15 protein-coding genes are annotated in these 17,383 nt (G+C 62.2%); 10 read left to right on the top strand and 5 right to left on the bottom strand.

Features of this window, described 5'->3' with window-relative positions; all coding sequences use genetic code 11:
• Positions 1-67: 67 nt before the first annotated feature.
• Positions 68-1,129, bottom strand: a complete 1,062-nt coding sequence (gene mepA / locus DEM27_RS27510) for a penicillin-insensitive murein endopeptidase (protein ID WP_109461455.1) — start codon at positions 1,127-1,129, stop codon at positions 68-70.
• A gap of 187 nt (positions 1,130-1,316) precedes the next feature.
• On the opposite strand from mepA, the gene DEM27_RS27505 reads away from it, so the two are divergent.
• The 7 genes from DEM27_RS27505 (at position 1,317) to DEM27_RS27475 (ending at position 10,140) form a co-directional block, all read left to right on the top strand.
• Positions 1,317-3,155 (top strand): extracellular solute-binding protein, encoded by a 1,839-nt coding sequence (locus tag DEM27_RS27505; protein WP_109461454.1) that lies wholly within the window; start codon positions 1,317-1,319, stop codon positions 3,153-3,155.
• Between the two features lie 152 nt (positions 3,156-3,307).
• On the top strand, positions 3,308-4,402 hold the full coding sequence (locus tag DEM27_RS27500) for a microcin C ABC transporter permease YejB (RefSeq protein ID WP_109461453.1): 1,095 nt from the start codon (positions 3,308-3,310) through the stop codon (positions 4,400-4,402).
• Positions 4,402-5,553: an ABC transporter permease gene (locus DEM27_RS27495; protein ID WP_109461452.1), complete on the top strand. Its 1,152-nt coding sequence runs from the start codon at positions 4,402-4,404 to the stop codon at positions 5,551-5,553. The genes DEM27_RS27500 and DEM27_RS27495 overlap by 1 nt, the downstream gene beginning before the upstream one ends.
• A gap of 7 nt (positions 5,554-5,560) precedes the next feature.
• Positions 5,561-7,189: an ABC transporter ATP-binding protein gene (locus DEM27_RS27490; protein WP_109461451.1), complete on the top strand. Its 1,629-nt coding sequence runs from the start codon at positions 5,561-5,563 to the stop codon at positions 7,187-7,189.
• Between the two features lie 17 nt (positions 7,190-7,206).
• Positions 7,207-8,166 carry a 2-hydroxyacid dehydrogenase gene (locus DEM27_RS27485; protein WP_109461450.1) on the top strand — a complete coding sequence of 320 codons (960 nt, stop codon included), beginning with the start codon at positions 7,207-7,209 and terminating at the stop codon, positions 8,164-8,166.
• Positions 8,167-8,371: 205 nt separating this feature from the next.
• Positions 8,372-9,676 (top strand): nicotinate phosphoribosyltransferase, encoded by a 1,305-nt coding sequence (pncB, locus tag DEM27_RS27480; protein ID WP_109461449.1) that lies wholly within the window; start codon positions 8,372-8,374, stop codon positions 9,674-9,676.
• Between the two features lie 26 nt (positions 9,677-9,702).
• A complete protein-coding gene (locus tag DEM27_RS27475; RefSeq protein WP_109461448.1) occupies positions 9,703-10,140 on the top strand; it encodes an RrF2 family transcriptional regulator in 438 nt (145 codons plus the stop codon).
• On the opposite strand, the gene DEM27_RS27470 is transcribed toward DEM27_RS27475, so the two are convergent.
• From DEM27_RS27470 to DEM27_RS27460, 3 genes are all read right to left on the bottom strand, one after another.
• Positions 10,113-10,466, bottom strand: coding sequence for an ArsC family reductase (locus DEM27_RS27470; protein WP_109461447.1), 354 nt, complete (start codon positions 10,464-10,466; stop codon positions 10,113-10,115). The two genes, DEM27_RS27475 and DEM27_RS27470, sit on opposite strands and share 28 nt — an antisense overlap.
• 216 nt (positions 10,467-10,682) lie before the next feature.
• Complete coding sequence (locus DEM27_RS27465) at positions 10,683-10,892, bottom strand: hypothetical protein (RefSeq protein ID WP_109461446.1); 210 nt, start codon at positions 10,890-10,892, stop codon at positions 10,683-10,685.
• 155 nt (positions 10,893-11,047) lie between these two features.
• Positions 11,048-12,055, bottom strand: a complete 1,008-nt coding sequence (locus DEM27_RS27460; protein WP_245446165.1) for a tyrosine-type recombinase/integrase — start codon at positions 12,053-12,055, stop codon at positions 11,048-11,050.
• A gap of 268 nt (positions 12,056-12,323) precedes the next feature.
• Here DEM27_RS27460 and htpG point away from each other — a divergent pair, with 268 nt between their 5' ends.
• Positions 12,324-14,210 (top strand): molecular chaperone HtpG, encoded by a 1,887-nt coding sequence (gene htpG / locus DEM27_RS27455; RefSeq protein ID WP_109461445.1) that lies wholly within the window; start codon positions 12,324-12,326, stop codon positions 14,208-14,210.
• Between the two features lie 43 nt (positions 14,211-14,253).
• On the opposite strand, the gene DEM27_RS27450 is transcribed toward htpG, so the two are convergent.
• Positions 14,254-14,841, bottom strand: a complete 588-nt coding sequence (locus DEM27_RS27450) for a DUF4214 domain-containing protein (RefSeq protein ID WP_109461444.1) — start codon at positions 14,839-14,841, stop codon at positions 14,254-14,256.
• Between the two features lie 208 nt (positions 14,842-15,049).
• Here DEM27_RS27450 and DEM27_RS27445 point away from each other — a divergent pair, with 208 nt between their 5' ends.
• Together DEM27_RS27445 and DEM27_RS27440 are read left to right on the top strand one after the other, a co-directional pair.
• A complete protein-coding gene (locus tag DEM27_RS27445) occupies positions 15,050-15,847 on the top strand; it encodes an SDR family oxidoreductase (RefSeq protein ID WP_109461443.1) in 798 nt (265 codons plus the stop codon).
• 2 nt (positions 15,848-15,849) lie between these two features.
• Entirely contained in the window at positions 15,850-17,376 is a 1,527-nt protein-coding gene (locus DEM27_RS27440; protein WP_109461442.1) for a mannitol dehydrogenase family protein, read from the top strand.
• Positions 17,377-17,383 lie beyond the last annotated feature (7 nt).

Below are 17,383 nucleotides of genomic sequence, written 5' to 3'. Positions count from 1 at the left end.
GGTTTTAAATCGATTTGGTGCCCTCTATAGCATGTTCAAGGGGTTTGAGAAGACAGCGACCGGCAACTCATTGCCCGACGGGCCGGGCGAGCGGAATCGGGACGTCGGCCGGGAGATCGTCGCCTGTCTGCGCCGGCAGGGCCACGGCATCGGTTTCCGCCGTGAAGGCACTCGCAGCCACGCCCGTGCCGAAAGTCGCGGCGGCTTCCGACGGCGTCGCCGGACCATTCAGCACCAAGGCGCACGCCTTCGGCAGGTCGGAGAGCATGGTGTAACGGGGTTTTACCGGCTTCTCATCGGGCTTCTTGCCCGGCTTGGCCCATGGCTCGTCGGTAAACCACCAGGCGAGGGACTTGTCGCAGCCATCTCCTTTCGTCACCGCCGCCTGGGGCTTGCAGTCCGCCGAACCGGGCGGGCAATACATGCGGATATGGAAGTGATAGTCGTGGCCGTAGATCGGCCGCACCTTGCCAAGGTTGGTACGGTCACCGGTCCATGTATCGCAAAGCTTCTTCTTGATGGCGGGATTGACGAAGATGCGCTGCACTTCGGGATAACTTGCCGCACGCATGATCAGCCGGGCATGCGCCGGGGTCCAGATAGTCGGATCGACGGTCAGGAACGTGTTTTTCTTGAGCATCGATTTGGCCGAAACATCCTCGCGTTCGCGCGCCGTCAGCGTCCGCGACGGCATCGGGTTGAGCCAGATATCGGCATCGAGGCCGATCTGGTGCGAGGCGTGGCCGCTTTTCATCGGGCCGCCGCGCGGCTGCGAGATGTCGCCGATGAGCAGGCCCGGCCAGCCGTCATATTTCGCGGCATCCCGCGACAGCCGCTCGATGAGCGCGATCATGGCAGGATTGCCCCACCGCCTGTTGCGCGACAGGCGCATCGCCTGCCAGGTCGGCCCGTCGGTCGGAATGGCAACGCCGCCGGCCATGCAACCCTTGGCGTAAAAGCCATAAGGCGATGCCTTGCCTCTCGTCGGCAGTGTCATCCCGCCGAACAGCTCTTTCGCCGGCTTTGCCTCATCGGCAAAAACGCTTTCCGTCAGCGTTCCGAGGATAAGGAGAAGCACAAGGCCGGCGGATGCCGTCTTTTGCAGGAAGGGAACGAAGCCTGATACCATGAGGAATTCCGAACGCGATCGATGAGTGATTTGCCTGACGTTACCCTAGCGTGAAACGCAATTTGGGTGAATCCATGTTTTTACCGGCATGTTGTTGCGATCACCCCCAATGTTCATGTGAAAGAACCTGTATTTCGCCGCTTTTCCCGCTATCCTGCGGCAAATCAAATCGAAGAAGGATTGCCCTATGGCGTTGTCGCAATGGAAAACCGGCCTGTTCGTTTCTCTCGCATGCGGTTTCCTGCTTCAACCCTTCGCCGCCACGGCACAAGACCTCGTCTGGCGCCACGCCCTTTCCAGCATAGGCGAGCCGAAACTGCCGCAGGACTTCGCCCATTTCGGTTACGTCAACACTGCGGCGCCGAAGGGCGGCACGCTCAAGCTCTCCGAAAATGGCACTTTCGACAGCTTCAACCCGGTGCTTGCCAAGGGCGAACAGCCCGCCAGCCTGTCCCTGATTTTCGACACGCTGATGACATCCACGGAAGATGAGGTCATTACCTCCTACGGCCTGCTGGCGGAGGCCGTCGCTTATCCCGACGATATTTCCTTTGCGAGTTTTCGCCTGCGGCCGGAAGCGAAATGGGCCGATGGCCAGCCGGTGACGCCGGAAGACGTGATCTTCAGCTTCGACATGGCCAAGAAGCACGATCCGCGCATGTTCCTGTATTACAACCATGTCGTTTCGGCGGAAAAGACCGGCGAACGCGAGGTCACCTTCCGCTTCGACGAAAAGAACAACAAGGAACTGCCCAGCATCCTCGGTCAGTTTCCCGTCGTTCCCAAGCATTGGTGGGAAGGCAAGGACGACAAGGGCAACCAGCGCGACATCAGCCGCACGACGCTGGAGCCGGTGATGGGGTCCGGACCCTATCGCCTTGCTTCCTTTTCCCCGGGGTCGAGCATCCGCTACGAATTGCGTGACGACTACTGGGCGAAAGATTTGAACGTCAATGTCGGCCAGCACAATTTCCGCACCATCGATTATACCTTCTACGCCGATTTCGACGTCGAACTGGAGGCGTTCCGGGCCGGCAACGTCGATTTCCGCCGCGAATCCAGCGCCAGCCGCTGGGCGACGGGCTACGATTTCCCGGCGGTGAAGGACGGCCGCGTCACGCGCGAGGAAGTCGAAAATCCGTTGCGCGCCACCGGCATCATGCAGGCGCTGGTGCCAAATCTCCGGCGCGAGCAGTTCAAGGATCCGCGTGTCCGCCAGGCCTTGAACTACGCCTTCGACTTCGAGGACCTGAACCGCACGCTCGCCTACAACGCCTTCAAGCGCATCGACAGCTATTTCTGGGGCACGGAGCTTGCTTCCTCGGGCCTGCCGCAAGGCCGCGAGCTGGAAATCCTGGAGGGTATGAAGGACAAGGTGCCGGCGGAGGTCTTCACCACGCCCTACACCAACCCGGTCGGCGGCGATCCGCAGAAGACGCGCGAAAACTTGCGCAAGGCGGTCGGCCTGCTGAAGGAGGCGGGCTGGGTGCTGAAGGGCAACCAGATGGTCAATGCCGCGTCCGGAAAACCGATGGCGATCGAGATCCTGCTGTCCAGCCCCTCCTTCGAGCGCACCGTCCTGCCGTTTGCCAACAGCCTCAAGAGGATCGGCATCGATGCGCGGCTGCGCACCGTCGATGCATCGCAATATACCAACCGCGTCCGCTCCTTCGATTACGACATGATCTATGTCGTCTGGGCGGAAACGCTCAATCCGGGCAACGAACAGGCCGATTATTGGGGGTCGGATGCCGCCAGCCGGCCGGGGTCGCGCAACTACGCCGGCATCGCCGATCCCGCCGTCGACGCGCTGATCAAGATGATCATCTTCGCGCCGAACCGCGACGAGCAGGTGGCGGCGATCAAGGCGATGGACCGCGTGCTGCTGGCCCACCATTTCGTCGTGCCGCTGTTTTATTCGAACAACGTGCGGATCGCCTATTGGAACCGGATTACCCACGGGCAATTTCCCGAATACGGGCTGGGTTTCCCCGCGGCCTGGTGGTCTGTCGAGGCGGCGAAGTAAAGCGAAACCGTGAAGTTCTTGCGTTCGGCCGGCGAGTGGCTACCAAATGGCATGAAACGAATCGCCCGCCGCCGCGAGCACTCTTCATCGGTTGAAGCCAGACCGGCGCAAGTGAGGAACCACGACTTGAAACTTCCCGGAGCCCCGTCCTGATGGGTGCCTATATCCTGCGCCGCCTGCTGCTGATGATCCCGACGATCGTCGGCATCATGGCCATCTCCTTTGCCGTCATCCAGTTTGCCCCGGGCGGACCGGTCGAACGCGTCATCGCCGACCTGACGGGGCAGGGCGACAGCGCCGCGGACCGCCTCTCGGGCGGTGGCGACCTCGTCAGCCAGCAGGGCATTTCCAACGAAAGCGGCAGCAGCTATCGCGGCGCCCAGGGGCTCGATCCCGATCTCGTCGCCAAGCTGGAAAAACAGTTCGGCTTCGACAAGCCGCCGCTGACGCGCTTCCTCGAGATGATGTGGAATTACATCCGCTTCGATTTCGGCGAAAGCTTCTTCCGCAATACCTCGGTCATCGACCTGATCATCGAGAAGATGCCGGTCTCGATCTCGCTCGGCGTCTGGATCCTGATCTTTTCCTACATGATCTCTATCCCGCTCGGCATCAAGAAGGCGGTCAAGGACGGCTCCACCTTCGACATCTGGACCTCGGGGGTGATCATCATCGGTTATGCCGTGCCGAGCTTCCTGTTCGGCATCCTGCTGATCGTGCTGTTTGCCGGCGGCTCGTTCTTCGACTGGTTTCCGCTGCGCGGCCTGAAATCCGACAATTTCGCCGATCTTTCCTGGTGGCAGAAGATCCTCGATTACATCTGGCACCTGGTGCTGCCGCTGATCTCGCTGTCGCTCGCCGCCTTCGCGACGACGACATTGCTCACCAAGAACTCCTTCATCGACGAGATCAAGAAGCAATATGTCACCACCGCCCGCGCCAAGGGCCTGAACGAGCGGCAGGTGCTGTACGGCCATGTCTTCCGCAACGCCATGCTGATCGTCATCGCCGGTTTCCCCGGCGCTTTCATCTCGGCCTTTTTCACCGGATCGCTGCTGATCGAAAACATCTTTTCGCTCGATGGCCTGGGCCGTCTCGGCTATCTCGCCGTGGTCAACCGCGACTATCCGATCGTTTTCGCCACGCTCTACATCTTTTCGCTGATGGGCCTGCTGGTCGGCCTGGTGTCCGACCTCATCTACACGCTGATCGACCCGCGCATCGACTTCGAGCGGAGGGACGTGTGATGGCAGGCTCAACAGTTGCCACCGCAGAACGCCAGGTCGAGGCTCCGCCGAGAAAGGGGCTGCTATCGCCCACCAATCTGCGGCGCTGGGAGAATTTCAAGGCCAACAAACGCGGCTACTGGTCCTTCTGGCTGTTCATGGTGCTTTTCATCCTCAGCCTTTGCGCCGAACTGATCGCCAACGACAAGCCGCTGATCGCCTCCTACAAGGGCGAAATCCTCTTGCCGGTGCTCGTCACCTATCCGGAAGAAAAGTTCGGCGGCTTCCTGGCCGAAACCGATTATCGCTCGCCGTTCATCGAGGACGAGATCAAGGCGAATGGCTGGCTGATCTGGCCGCCGATCCGCTACTCCTACCAGACGGCCAATTCCAACATCCCGCACTCGGCGCCGACCGCACCCTTCTGGCTGATGAGCAAGGAGGAGCGCTGCTCCGGTTATCCGCTCGGCGCTGACGACCCCAATTGCACGCTCGGCAACCTCAACTGGCTCGGCACCGACGATCAGGCTCGCGACGTCACTGCCCGGATGATCTACGGCTTCCGCGTCTCCGTGCTGTTCGGCCTGGCGCTCACCATCGCCTCGGCCATCGTCGGTGTCACGGCAGGCGCGATACAGGGATATTTCGGCGGCTGGACCGACCTGCTGATGCAGCGTTTCATCGAGATCTGGTCGTCGCTGCCGGTGCTCTACATCCTGCTGATCATCGCCGCCGTGCTGCCGCCGGGTTTCTTCATCCTGCTCGGCGTCATGCTTTTGTTTTCCTGGGTCAGCTTCGTCGGCATCGTGCGCGCCGAATTCCTGCGGGCGCGCAATTTCGAATATGTGCGTGCCGCCCGGGCACTCGGCGTCGGCAACTGGACGATCATGTTCCGCCACCTCTTGCCGAACGCCATGGTGGCGACGCTCACCTTCCTGCCCTTCATCCTCTCCGGCTCGATCACGACGCTGACCTCGCTCGACTTCCTCGGCTTCGGCATGCCGCCGGGCTCGGCATCGCTCGGCGAGATGATCGCCCAGGGCAAGCAGAACCTGCAGGCGCCCTGGCTCGGCCTCACCGCCTTCTTCACCATGTCGATCATGCTGTCGCTGCTGATCTTCGTCGGCGAAGCGGTGCGCGACGCCTTCGATCCGCGAAAGACATTCCGATGAGAACCGCATGACCGAACCCCTTCTCTCCGTCCGCGATCTTTCGGTTGCCTTTCACCAGGGCGGCAAGATCAGCACGGCCGTCGACCGGGTCTCCTTCGATATCGGGCGTGGCGAAGTGGTGGCGCTGGTCGGCGAATCCGGCTCGGGAAAATCGGTGTCGGCGAATTCGATCCTGCGGCTGTTGCCGTATCCGGCTGCGAGTCACCCGTCCGGCCAGATCCTGTTCAAGGGCCAGGACCTGCTGTCCGCATCGGATGCCAAGCTGCGCGCGGTGCGTGGCAACGACATCACGATGATCTTCCAGGAGCCGATGACCTCGCTCAATCCGCTGCACACGATCGAAAAGCAGATCAGCGAGATTCTCGAGCTGCATGCCGATCTCAGCTGGTCGGCGCGGCGCGCCCGGACGCTGGAACTGCTGAAACAGGTGGGCATCCGCGAGCCGGAAAAGCGCTTGAGCGCCTATCCCCACGAATTGTCCGGCGGCCAGCGGCAACGCGTGATGATCGCCATGGCGCTCGCCAACCGGCCGGAACTCTTGATCGCCGACGAGCCGACGACGGCGCTCGACGTCACCGTCCAGGCGCAGGTGCTCGAACTGCTGCGCGATCTGAAGAACGATCACGGCATGTCGATGCTGTTCATCACCCACGACCTCGGCATCGTGCGCAAGTTCGCCGACCGGGTCTGCGTCATGACCCAGGGGCGGATCGTCGAAAGCGGACCGGTGGAGGAGATCTTCACCAATCCGCAGCACGCCTATACCCGCCATCTGCTCGGCTCCGAGCCGCGCGGCGAACCGCCACCGTCCGACCCGTCGAAGCCGGTGGTCATCGAAGGCGACGACATCAAGGTGTGGTTTCCGATCAAGGCCGGCTTCCTGCGCAAGGTGGTCGACCACGTCAAGGCGGTGGACGGCATCGACCTGACGCTGCGCGCCGGCCAGACGCTCGGCGTCGTCGGCGAGTCCGGTTCCGGCAAAACGACGCTCGGGCTGGCGCTGACCCGCCTGATCGCCTCGCAGGGCCGCATCGCTTTTGTCGGCCAGGGCATCGACCGTTTCTCGTTCAAGGAGATGCGGCCGCTGCGCAACCAGATGCAGATCGTCTTCCAGGACCCCTTCGGCTCGCTGTCGCCGCGCATGTCGGTGGCCGATATCATCGCCGAGGGCCTGAAGGTGCATGAGCGCTCGCTGTCGTCGGAGGAACGCGACCGGCGCGTCTGCTGGGCGCTGGAAGAGGTCAACCTCGACACCGCGACCCGCTGGCGGTATCCGCACGAATTTTCCGGCGGCCAGCGGCAGCGCATCGCCATTGCCCGGGCCATGGTGCTCAAGCCGCGCTTCGTCATGCTCGACGAGCCGACCTCGGCGCTCGACATGAGTGTGCAGGCGCAGGTCGTCGATCTCCTGCGCGACCTGCAGCAGCGCCACGACCTCGCCTACCTGTTCATCAGCCACGACCTCCGGGTGGTGAAGGCGCTCGCCAACGACGTCATCGTCATGCGGTTCGGCAAGGTGGTGGAGCAGGGCGCCTCCAGCGAGATCTTCTCGGCGCCGAAGGAAGATTATACCCGCGCCCTCATGGCCGCCGCCTTCAACCTCGAAGCCGTTTCCATCGGCGGCATCAAGCAATAAGCATCGAAAGCCCCACCATGTCCCGCAAGAGCCCCGTCATCGTCGATCTCAAGTTCGATCCCGCCGTCGTCGCAAAGGCGCTGAGCACCGCCTTTGCCGACCGGGAGGTGATCAACGTCGCCGATCCCGCCACCGCCGGCCGCGATCTCGCAGGCATCGATTATGCCATCGTCTGGAACCCCGATCCGGACCTTTTCAGCCGGGCACGCGATCTCAAGGTGATCTTCTCCGGCGGCGCCGGGGTCGACAAGATCCTGTCGATGGCTGCCCTGCCGGAGGTCCCGGTCGTGCGTTTCGTCGATCCGTCGTTGACGACGCGCATGAGCGAATGGATCGTGCTGCAGTGCCTGACGCATCTCCGGCAGGTATCGGCCTACGCCCGGCAGCAGCGTGACCGGCTCTGGCACGAACTCTCCCAGCCGGCCGCCGAAGACATCACCGTCGGCGTCATGGGCCTCGGCATCCTCGGCCGCGATGCGGTGGAAAAGCTGCGGGTCATGGGGTTCAACGTTATCGGCTGGTCCCGCACGAAAAAGATCATCGACGGCGTGGAAACCTACGATACCGCCGGCCTCGAAACCTTCCTCGGCAGGACGGATTTCCTCGTCGGTCTGCTGCCGCTGACGCCCGATACCACGGGCATCTTCAACGCGCGGCTGTTTGCCGGTCTGCGGCAGGGCGGCGCGCTCGGCAAACCCGTCTTCATCAATGCCGGGCGCGGCCGCAGCCAGGTGGAAACCGACCTGATCGCCGCATTGAACGCCGGGGTGCTTGGTGCCGCATCGCTCGACGTCTTCGAACAGGAGCCCTTGAGCCCGGAAAGCCCGATCTGGGCCATGGACAACGTCGTTCTGACCCCGCATGCCGCAGCGGCATCGGACGAACGGGCATTGTTCCGCTACGTCGAAAGCCAGATCCGGCAGTTCGAGCAGGACGGCTCCCTGGGCAATCTCGTCGATCGGACCGTCGGTTACTAGGCAAACGGTCCACGCCGCCTGTCGGCAGGTTCAATTTCAGCAGCTTCAAGGCGACATTTTCGCCGGGGCGCCCGAAAACTGTGCAACCGCTCTGGACTTCGTGGCCGGTTTTTTTGATAACATCGGTCATTCATTCGCTTGCGCGTCGTCTTCGCGACTCACGGGCAGCAAAACGGTTGGCCGCATGCGGTGAAGGCGGATTTCCATGACGAAGACAGACATTGCTACACGCGTCTACAATCACACCTGGAAGCTCGATCCGATCATCCGCAGCCTGATCGATACCGATTTTTACAAGCTTCTGATGCTGCAGATGATCTGGAAGCTCTATCCCGACGTCCGCGCTACTTTCTCATTGATCAACCGCACCAAGACCGTGCGCCTTGCCGACGAGATCGATGAGCAGGAACTGCGCGAGCAGCTGGACCATGCGCGGACGCTGCGGCTCTCCAAGAAGGAGATGATCTGGCTATCAGGCAACACGTTTTATGGCAAGGCGCAGATCTTCGAGCCGGAGTTCATCTCCTGGCTCTCCAATTTCCAGCTGCCCGAATACGAACTCTCCAAGAGCGACGGGCAATATATCCTCAATTTCCACGGCAACTGGGTCGAAACCACCATGTGGGAGATCCCGGCGCTCGCCATCATCAACGAGTTGCGCTCGCGCGCCGCAATGAAGGCGCTCGGGCTCTTCACCCTCGACGTGCTTTATGCCCGCGCCAAGGCGAAGATGTGGTCGAAGGTCGAGCGGTTGCGGCTGTTGCCTGGGCTGCGCATCTCCGATTTCGGCACCCGCCGCCGTCACAGCTTCCTGTGGCAGCGCTGGTGCGTCGATGCCTTGAAGGAAGGCATCGGTTCGCGGTTCACCGGTACCAGCAACGTGCTTCTGGCCATGGATTCCGATCTCGAAGCCGTCGGCACCAATGCCCACGAACTGCCGATGGTCGCCGCGGCTCTCGCCGAAACCGACGAGGCACTGGCGGCCGCCCCCTACAAGATCCTGCGCGACTGGAACAAGCTTTACGGCGGCAACCTGCTGATCGTACTGCCCGATGCTTTCGGCACGGCCGCTTTCCTGCGCGATGCGCCGGAATGGGTGGCCGACTGGACCGGCTTCCGCCCCGACAGCGCCCCGCCGATCGAAGGCGGCGAGAAGATCATCGCCTGGTGGGAAAAGATGGGTCGCGATCCGCGCCAGAAACTGCTGATCTTCTCCGACGGGCTGGATGTCGACGCCATCGTCGATACCTACCGGCATTTCGAGGGCCGGGTGCGCATGAGCTTCGGCTGGGGAACGAACCTCACCAACGATTTCGCCGGCTGCGCCCCGAAGACCATCGAGGGCCTGAAGCCGATCTCGATCGTCTGCAAGGTGGTCGATGCCAATGGCAGGCCGGCCGTCAAGCTGTCCGACAATCCGCAAAAGGCGACCGGCGATCCGAAGGAAGTCGAGCGATATCTGAAATTTTTCGGTCAGGAGGATCGGGTCGATCAAAAAGTCCTTGTTTAGGGCGATCGCTGACGATGTGATGTAATATGCTGACGAAAAAAGGCAAATACGGTCTCAAGGCGCTGAACCATCTAGCGCGGCTTGGTCCTGGCAGTTCGGCGCTGAGCAGCGAGATCGCCGCCGGCAACAACATTCCGAAGAAATTTCTCGACACTATCCTGCTTGAGTTCCGCAATGCCGGCATCCTTCGCTCCAAGAAGGGACCGGGAGGCGGCTACGCACTGTCGAAACCGGCATCGGAAATCCGCATCGGCCACGCGATCCGCGTCCTTGACGGGCCGCTGGCGCCGATCCGCTGTGCCAGCCGCACCGCCTATGAGGCGTGCGACGACTGTTCCGATCCGGAAACCTGCGAAGTCCGCCGCTCGATGAGCACGGTGCGCAATGCCATCGCCGATATCCTCGACAACATGACGCTGGAAGATTTCATCCGCGATCAGCCCTTGGCGAAAAACTCCGCGTAACGCTCCGGCTTGAACCCGACGATGATCCGGCCATCAGCCTCCAGCACCGGGCGCTTGATCATCGATGGCTGGGCAAGCATCAGGACGATCGCCCTGCTTTCGTCCAGATCCGCCTTCTGAGCCTCGTCCAGTGCCCGGAAGGTCGTCCCGGCACGGTTGAGCACTGTATCCCACCCGCAGGCCGCCGACCAGCGCTGCAGCTGCTCTGTTGTAACACCTTCCGACTTGTAGTCGTGGAAATGATAGGTCACGCCTTGGCTGTCCAGCCAGGTGCGGGCCTTCTTCATCGTGTCGCAATTCTTGATGCCGTAGAGCGTGATTGTCATGGCGGACCTTTGCAGGGACGTTCCTGGATATGACGGCTGCTCTACCAGAGACGGCAAGGCTTCAACATCCGGATTGGCGTTTTCGCTGTGGATTGCCGGGATCGGCAGCCGAAGGCGGCGCGGGGCGGCCATGAGACGATGGCCGGGTGCAGCAGAAAATTTGAAATGAAGAGAGGTCGATCGGGCACACGAACGGTAAGCGCGTGCCCTGGAAGGTCAGTTCAGGCTATCGCTGTCGTTCAGTGCGGCAAGCAGGGCGTCCTGCGTTGCATAGCCAGCGAGATAGAGATCGATCGCGGCACTGGCGGCGCTCACGCCTTCCTGGCTGCGCAGGCTGATGCGGCGTTCGGCGCACCAGGAAAAGACGGCGCCTGTGAGAACGTCTACTTCATCGTAGACAAGCGCGGATGTAAGGCTTTGGAACATAAAGGGGTCTCCGGTGGGTGAAAGCGGTTCGGACTGCTTCAGGGTGAGACTTCCGGAGATTTTTTCAATCGCGATTACGGCGCGCAGTTAACGGATGACACGAGCACGTCCCGTTCTGCAACATCGCAGTCGATACCGGCTATACGGTCGGAAAATCAGAGGCCGGATGCTTTCGTCAGGTTGACGCGGAAGCGATCGCGGCGGCGCTGATACCGCCGGGTCATCTCCGCCGAGGCATGGCCGAGCTGCTTCTGGACATAGCGTTCGTCGACCTCCGCCGAGGAGGCGAGGCCGGCACGCAAGGAGTGGCCCGAGAATTTCAACAGCCGCTCCCCTTCGGTCAGGTCGCCGCGCACGCCCGCGGCCATCGCCGCCTTCTTCACGAGCCGTGCGACATGCTTGTCGTTCAGCCGCTCGGCATCGACCAACTTGCCCAGGCCGATCACCCGGCGGAACAGCGGACCGTGGCCGATGCGGCCGAGATGCAGCCAGGTTTCCAGCGCCACGACGGGACAGGTGGCATCCGAAGAGCCCTTGCCGATCTCGACCTCGCGCCACCCGGTCTTGCCACGCAGGGTCACGACGATGCCCTTGTCGAGGATCTCGATCCAGCCGGCACCATCCTCGGTCTGCTCGCGGCCGCAATCGAGCCCGACGATCTCCGACCGGCGAAGACCGCCGGCAAAACCGATCAGCAGGATGGCGCGGTCGCGCAGGCCGCGCAGGCTGCCGCGATCCAGCGTTTCCAGCATGGCGATCAGATCTTCCGGCAGGATCGCCTCTTTCTGCTCCGGCGGGCGGGCATGCGCCCGGCGAATACCGGCAAGCACGGTGGCGATGTGGCGGTCGCGCCGGTCCAATGTCAGGCCGCGCTGGGCAAAATTCCACGACAGCGCCGAAAGCCGCCGTTCGATGGTGCTGACGGAGGATTTGACGCCCGTGCCGTCTCCCGAGGCGAGCGCGGTGATGTAAAGCCCGATCGTCTGCGGCTGCGGCGGCATCGCTGCCAGCCCCTTGCGCCGGCACCAGGAGGAAAAGTGCTTCCAGTCGGAGGCGTAGGCCCGCCGGGTGTTGTCGGACGACGATTTGCGCACATAGTCGCGCGCCCGGTCGGTCAGATCAGCCAGATGACCGGGCATGCCGGCGGTGGTCGCCTCCAGCATGCCGCCGGCTTCGTCGGCGGCGGACACGGCATCATCATCATCGAATTCGCGGTTCATCGCCCTGGCCCTTCCGCCGTGCCGCCCGGAGGTGGCCTTGAAGCATCGTGCTGCAACACAGAATCATGTTTCGTTCTCTTTTCTCATGGAGCATGGCCGGCAATCAAGAGTCCTTGCGCGGATCGACCGAAAGCGGTTTTTTTTCCTTGAATTTCCGGTGCCAGCTTGCCAATTGAGGGCGGAAAGAGATTGCAAGGAGGATCGAGAAACGATGAGCGGTGCAGAGAAATCCGTCGAGAATCACGTCTTCGAAGCCGATGTGGCGCGACTGCTGCACATGATGGTGCATTCCGTCTATTCCGATAAGGACGTTTTCCTTCGTGAGCTGATTTCCAACGCCGCCGATGCCTGCGAAAAGCTGCGCTACGAGGCGATCGGCCGGCCGGAACTTCTGTCGGAAGACCCTTCCGCCCGTATCACCCTCACCCTCGATGAAGAAAACGGTCGTGTCGTCATCGAGGACAACGGCATCGGCATGAGCCGCAACGACCTTGTCGAAGCGCTGGGCACCATCGCCCGCTCCGGAACCCGGGCTTTCATGGACATGGTCGAGGCCGCCAAGGGCAAGGACGGCGCGCAGCTGATCGGCCAGTTCGGTGTCGGCTTCTATTCCGCCTTCATGGTTGCCGATCGCGTCGATGTCGTCTCTCGCCTCGCCGGCGCCGACGAGGCCTGGACGTGGTCTTCCGATGGCAAGGGCAGCTACACCGTTTCACAGGTCGACCTCGCCGATGCCCCGAAGCGCGGCACACGCGTTACCCTTCACCTGCTGGAGGACGCCAGAACCTATGCGTCGCGCTGGACGGTCGAACGTATCGTCAAGGAGCAGTCGGGCCATGTGCCGGTCCCAATCGACCTCGTCGAAAAACCCGGCGGCGAAGCCAGCCGCATCACCGATGGCTCGGCGCTCTGGACCCGCTCGAAGAGCGAGATCAGCAAGGAAGAATATGCCGATTTCTACCGCGGCATCTCCGGCCAGTACGACGAGCCGGCGCTGACCGTGCATTTCCGCGCCGAAGGCCGGCACGAATATACCGCGCTGGCGTTCGTCCCCGGCTCGCAGCCTTTCGATCTTTTCGATCCCGACCGCAAGGGACGGATGAAGCTTTACGTCAAGCGCGTCTTCATCACCGACGACGCCGACCTTCTGCCGCGTTACCTGCGCTTCGTCCGCGGACTGGTGGATACCGCCGACCTGCCGCTCAACGTCTCGCGCGAAATGATCCAGGAAAGCCCGATCCTGGCGGCGATCCGCAAAGGGTTGACCAGCCGCGTGCTGACCAGCATCGAAAAGCTGGCGGACAACGAACCCGAGACGTTCGCGACGCTGTGGGAAACCTTCGGTAGCGTGCTGAAGGAGGGAATCTACGAGGATTACGAGCGCCGCTCGCAATTGCTGGCGTTGGCCCGTTTCCGCACCACCACGTCGGAAGAGGCGACACGCAGCCTGGCCGACTACGTGAAGAACATGAAGGAAGGCCAGGGCGCGATCTATTATCTCACCGGCGGCAGCCTGGCGCAGCTAAAAGCCTCGCCGCAACTCGAAGGTTTTCGCGCCCGCGGCATCGAGGTGCTGCTGCTGTCCGATCCGGTCGACAGCTTCTGGGTAACGTCGGCGCCGGATTTCGACGGCAAGTCGCTCAAATCCATCACGCAGGGTGCTGCTGAACTTGCCGATATCAAGAAGCTCGACGGCGAAGAATCGAAGCCGGGCGACACGCCGCCGACCATTGCCAATTTCCTGGCTTTTGCCAAGGCAACACTCGGTGACGCCGTCTCGGATGTGCGGGCCTCGGACCGCCTGACGGAAAGCGCCGTCTGCCTGGTCGCACCGGAGCACGGCCCTGACCGCCAGCTCGAAAAAATTCTGCAGGGTGCGGGGCGGCTGGATTCCGCGGCCAAGCCCATCCTGGAGATCAATCCCGACCATGCTTTGGTCAGGTCGATTGCCGACAGCGGCAAGGACGAAGATTTCCGCAAGGATGCCGTCCTGCTGCTCTTGGATCAGGCCCGTGTGCTCGACGGCGACAAGCCGACAGATCCGCGCGCCTTTTCCGACCGTCTGGCCCGCATCGTCGAGCGCGCGCTGAAGGGATGAGAAAGAGGTGGGGCCGGCTGCAGCGGCCGGCCCCCGTTTTCATTCAGGTGAAGAAAATTCCATCCTTGATGGCCGGCGCCACGCCCTGGACATTCTCCCGACTTTCCGAGAAATTCGCCAGCAACCATGCCCGAGAAGCGCCATCGGCCAGTTCATCCGTCCAGTAATCGACACCGCCGGCTTCACCGGCACGGCCGAGCACATTGTAATAAAGCTCTTCGACGAATTCCTGGTTGGAAAGATTGGAACCATAGATATCGCGGAATTCCCTTGAACCGATAAAATCGGAAGCAACCTTGATCAGGGAAACGCCGTGGTCGAGCGTGTCGATCCAGTAGGACAGGCCGCCGGCATCCGGCGTGCGATCGAAAGCTGCCTGATAGATACGGTAGGCCTGTCCGGCAGCCCCGTCCAGATCGAAAGCCAATGTGCCGTTGGCGAACTCAAGGCGTTCGATAGAGAACAGCGTATCGATGCCGTCATTGACGGTGTTGCCGAAATCCCGCACCTCGAACTCCTGGTTCGAGCGGACGATCACGTCGTAATCGGCGGCGCGGCCGCTGAAAACAACCGTATCCAGATTCGGGCCGCCATAAAAAACCTCGTCGCGGGGGGAAGAATAGAAAAGCATCGGCGTTCTCCAATTTCACATGGGACTTATTTAGCACTTTCCAGATGAATTGGATGTGAACCAATAGTTATCAAGAGGTTAAGATCAAATTTCTGCCCGCAGCACCGATGGTGGCATCGCTTTGCCCCACATGTCTTTCCCCGCTTGACACAAAAGAACAGATAATATCAATATATAAAAAATGGAAAAATAATTTCACGAGGGATATATGCGCATTGATCTTGCCGGCAAGATCCTGCTCGTCACCGGCAGCACGCAAGGAACCGGTGCGCGCGTGGCCGAGGTCGCCGCGGCATCCGGCGCCGCCGGGATAACCATTTGCGGCCGCAACGAAGCCCAGGGAAAAGCGCTGTCGGCCGCCTTGACGGATACCGGATGCCCGACACTGTTCGTCGCCGCCGATCTTGCCGATCCCAGCGCGCCAGAGCATGTGGCGGCTACGGCACTGGCGCATTTCGGCAGGCTCGACCTGCTGGTGAACGCGGCAGGCGCCACCGACCGGGCATCGATCCTCGATGGTACGGTGGCCGACTGGGAGCGGCTGTTTGCCCTCAACGCCCGCGCGCCGTTCTTCCTCATGCAGGCCTTCGTCCGCCACCTGCTGCAACGCGGCGCGCCGGGTGCCATTGTCAACATCCTGTCGATGAACGCGCATTGCGGCACGCCGGACCTGGCGATCTACGCGGCAAGCAAAGGCGCGCTGGCGACCCTGACGAAAAATGCCGCCAATGCCCATCTTGCCGACCGCATCCGCGCCAACGGCATCAACATGGGATGGGCAGCAACGCCTGCCGAGCACCGCATGCAATCGGAGCTTCTCGGCAAGGGAGCCGACTGGCAGGCGCATGCCGCCGCCGGAATGCCGCTCAAACGAATGTTGACCGTCGACGAAGTGGCGCAACTGGCGCTCTTTCTGCTCAGCGATCTTTCCGGCCTGCTCACCGGCGCCATCGTCGATCTGGAGCAGGCCGTGGTCGGCGCACCCAGCGTGGCAAGGGACTGCTGACGATGCGCTCCATCTCTTCGCCGCCAGTCCGTCTCAGCACGCAGAGCCTCGTGGAATTGCCAGCGGCGATCCGCCGCCCGGGATACGATCGCAGTCGCCTGAAAGCCGGCATCGTCCATATCGGCGTCGGCGCCTTCCATCGCTGCCACCAGGCCGAATATACCGACGACGCGCTGGAGGCCGCCTTCGGGGATTGGGGCATCGTCGGCATCAACCTCAAGCCGCCCTCACTGTCACCCATGCTCGATCCGCAGGACGGGCTCTATTGCCGGGAATTGCGCAACAACGGCACCGTCGAACGGCGGATCATCGGCGCCCTGCAGACGAACATTTCCGTGCTCGACACCGGCAGCGATCCCGCACGGCAGACATTGGCCGCGGCGCTGCGGAGGACGGCAGCGCCTGACATACGGGCGATCACCCTGACGATCACCGAAAAGGGCTATTGCCATATCCCTGCCACCGGCGAGCTGGATTTCGATCACCCCGCTATCGTCCACGATATCCGCCATCCCGAACAGCCGGTGTCCGCACCGGGTTTCCTGGCGCGGGCGCTCGCCATGCGCTTCGAGCAAGGACATCCGCCACCGGCCGTCATCAGTTGCGACAACGTGCCCGGCAACGGCGACACGCTGCGGCACTGCGTGCTCGCCCTGGCAGAACGGATCGATCCGCGTCTCGGCGACCGCATCCGCAGCGACGTCACCTTCGCCAATTCCATGGTCGACCGCATCGTGCCCGCCACGCGGCCGGACTATCTCGACGCCTTCGAAGCCGATACAGGCCTTCGCGACGAGGCCCTGGTTGCCGGGGAACCCTATCGCATGTGGGTGATCGAGACCGATGGCCAGACCGTGCTGCCGCCCTGGGATCTGGCCGGCGCTCTCTATGTCCCCAACGTCGAACCCTACGAAATTCTCAAGATGCGGGTGGTCAACGGCATCCAGTCCAACCTCTGCCAGCTCGGTTTTCTTTCCGGCATCGAATTCATGTCCGGCGTGCTCGCCGATCCGGTCTTTGCCGCCTTTGCCCGCTGCACGATCGCGCGGGAAGTGCTGCCGCACCTGCCGGCCGTCGCCGGCATCGATCCGGCCGCCTATCTCGACGAGGCCATCGAGCGGCTGACCAATGCCGACCTCAAGCACCGGACGGCGCAGATTTCCACCGACGGCTCGCAAAAGATCCGGCAGCGGCTGCTGGAGCCGATCCGGGCGGCAATCCGGGCCGGCACGCCCTGCGATGGGCTTCTGCTCGGCGTTGCCGGCTGGATGGCTTATGCCGCGGGCCGGAACTGGCGGGGAGAACCCCACGACGTCCACGACCCGCTGACAGTGAAGACCACGGCCATCGGCCGTTCCTGCGGCAGCGATGCGAAAGCCATGGTGAACGCATTTCTCGATCTGGAAGCCGTCTTCGGACACGATCTCAAGGCGAACCCGCAGATCGCGGCAAGGCTTGCCACACTGCTGGCGCAGCTGCAGCAGGCACCGGCCCGTAATGTGGTTGCCGAGTTCATGACCAGCAATTGAATCCATC

It is taken from the genome of Rhizobium album (assembly GCF_003122325.1).
In the GTDB taxonomy this organism is placed as follows: domain Bacteria; phylum Pseudomonadota; class Alphaproteobacteria; order Rhizobiales; family Rhizobiaceae; genus Metarhizobium; species Metarhizobium album.
The sequence above is the reverse complement of the archived record's forward strand: the minus strand, read 5'-3'. Positions and strand labels throughout refer to the sequence as shown.